This is a genomic window from Paraburkholderia sp. GAS448, assembly GCF_050435685.1.
Lineage (GTDB): Bacteria > Pseudomonadota > Gammaproteobacteria > Burkholderiales > Burkholderiaceae > Paraburkholderia.
The window spans coordinates 1-2341 of sequence record NZ_JBNDKT010000127.1 but is presented as its reverse complement, the minus strand read 5'-3'; the positions used below and the strand labels follow the sequence as shown (position 1 = coordinate 2341).

Annotated in this window: 3 protein-coding genes; all 3 read right to left on the bottom strand. The window is 58.9% G+C overall.

What is annotated here, in order from left to right; all coding sequences use genetic code 11:
* Positions 1-180 precede the first annotated feature (180 nt).
* On the bottom strand, positions 181-342 hold the full coding sequence (locus tag P3T23_RS47515; protein ID WP_429322923.1) for a hypothetical protein: 162 nt from the start codon (positions 340-342) through the stop codon (positions 181-183).
* Positions 343-561: 219 nt separating this feature from the next.
* The gene (locus P3T23_RS47510) at positions 562-1695 is read right to left on the bottom strand and encodes a porin (protein WP_429322922.1); all 1134 of its coding nucleotides are present in this window, start codon (positions 1693-1695) and stop codon (positions 562-564) included.
* Positions 1696-1846: 151 nt separating this feature from the next.
* Positions 1847-2341: LysR substrate-binding domain-containing protein (locus P3T23_RS47505; RefSeq protein WP_429322921.1), on the bottom strand; the 495-nt coding region annotated here is incomplete at its 5' end.

Genomic DNA, 2341 nt, shown 5'->3' with positions numbered 1-2341 from the left:
GCCACAAGGAACGCCGCGTCACTCAGCGAGCAGCGTGCGAGTCGGTCAAGAAACGCGCGCTGTTCCGGGGAGAGCGCGGCATGGCTCGGGTTCAGCAAATCCGTAACTTTCGCGCTGATAGGCATATCAACTGGCATGGTCTCAATTCGATCAGGTTTCCTGTCTTTCAGATCGCCCGTATCACGGACCGCGCGACTGCTGGATCGTCGAGCCTTCGAGGAGGTCTCCAGCGAACTGCGCAGCGGCTTTCTCCAGCGCGAGCGCCTGTAGTTGCTGGCAGATCGTGTCCTTCGCCTGATCGAACTCCGGCACCTTCGTCGGCCGCTTCTCGTCAAGCTTCATGATCACGCGCAGCCCGCTGGTCCCTGACTGGCTGGAATCGCTGCAGGTGTGACGCCACTGGTTGGCAGAGGCACGATGCCCTGCGCCACCGGCAGCACCAGCGACACCGGGTCAGCAGGCACTCAGGATCATCGTGTAAAGCTGGCGACGCTGCGTAAAAATCCAACCGTTGGCTCACGCCTCCGGCTGGCTTTGGTGCAGCTACCCGTCAACTCTTGGTCAAAACTTGTGGCGGATGCCCAGACTGACGATTTCCTGCGAGGTCGAGTTCGAGATGTACCCGTAGTCGGCCACCGATGCGGTCGCACCCGTTCCGCTCGCGTGTTGATAGGCGCCGACCAGATACAGGTCCGTCCGCTTCGACAGGTTGTAGTCGCCGCCCAGCGAGACCTGGTTATACGATGCCGAAGGCCCGTTGCCAGAACCGTGGGTATACGTGTAGCCCAAGCCGATCAGCGCGGCCGGGGTCACCTGATAGTTCACAAAACCGGCACCGACGTTGTATCTCTGCGTCGAGGTGAACGCCGAGAAGCCATCCGCCTTGTACTGGGCATTGCTGTAACGCAGGCCCATCGTGAACGGGCCGGTAACATATTGCGCGGCGGCAGAAGCAATGTTGATCGACTTTGCCGATTGATACGGAAGGTTGATCGAATTAAAGGTGCCGTCCGACGTTACACCCGAATCCCAGCCTGTGCGACTGGCCATCGTGTTTGCGTTGTCCATCACGATGTAGCCCGCTGCGACGCTGAACGGTCCGGTAGCATAGGTCGCTGCGACGGACCACGTCTGGCCCGAGCCTGTCGTGCCTGCAACGCCACCGAGCGCATACATGCCTTCGAACTGGAAGCCTGCGAACACCGGCGATACATACTTGAGCGCGCTGTTCGTGCGCGAGCTGTTGTCGTTGTTGTCGACGTCGCCCGGCGTCGTAAAGGTCGAGCCCCAGTAGTTATCGGCGGTCAGCGGTTGGACCAGGTCGACCACCGGATCATACTGGCGGCCTGCGGTTACGGTACCCCACTGGTCGCCTGCCAGACCGACGTAAGCCTGACGGCCGAACAGCTTCGTGTTGCCGTTGTATTTGCCCAATGCGCCGGAGTTGATATTGAAGCCGCTTTCCAGCTGGAAGATCGCCTTCAGGCCGCCGCCGAGGTCCTCCGTGCCCTTCATGCCCCAGCGATTGCCTTGCAGATTGCCACCATACATCGCAAGCAGGTTCTGGTTTTGCTCATTGGCGTTATGCACATATTGCAGTGATTCGTCCAGCACGCCGTACAGCGTGACGCTGCTTTGAGCATGTGCTGCACCCACGAGTGCCAGCGAGAAGGCAGACAGTACGATTTTCTTCATTCTTTCTCCAATCAGATGAATGGTGTTGTTGCGCGCGCTGCAGAATAACGCGATCCGCTCATTTAGGATAACGAAAAACATCTTGAGTGTTTCAAAAAAGTCACAGAATTAACTGCGCCACAGCGGCGAAAGGTTTAACAACTGTCAACTTTCAGGCGCCAGCGGGTTCAGGGATGGGTTCTGCTGACCACTGATCGACGGTCCCAGCCCAATCCCCTGCGAAGGAACCAAATGCAGCCTGATCGCTCGCAAGCCTGGGGGGCAACGACTTCCTGAGAAACTCAATCCATGTGCGGATTCTCGCGTCTGCGTAGGGAGCGGACGGATAGGCCACGTGTATGTTTTGAGCCGCCAGTCGATATCGAGGAAGAACCTGCACCAGCGCACCGCGACGCAGGTCTGGCAAGGCTTTCGCAACCGGCAGCAGGCCGATTCCCAACCCGCCCACGGTCGCGTCAATCAGCATGTCTGCCAGATCACTGCCAAACGATGTTTGTTCGAAGCGAAAAGCTTCGGGGCCATCCGGTCCCTGAAGCTGCCATTGTCCTGATGTGTGGTCCATGGTTGTCCGCTGCAGACACTTATGGGTTTGCAGATCGGCAGGCGTTCGTGGGACACCATGGCTGGCCAGGTAGACGGGAGACGC

What these genes read in the sequence shown, in the direction of transcription:
- P3T23_RS47515 (WP_429322923.1), bottom strand. Translation starts at nt 342, where the DNA reads ATGAAGCTTGACGAGAAGCGGCCGACGAAGGTGCCGGAGTTCGATCAG.
- P3T23_RS47510 (WP_429322922.1), bottom strand. Translation starts at nt 1,695, where the DNA reads ATGAAGAAAATCGTACTGTCTGCCTTCTCGCTGGCACTCGTGGGTGCA.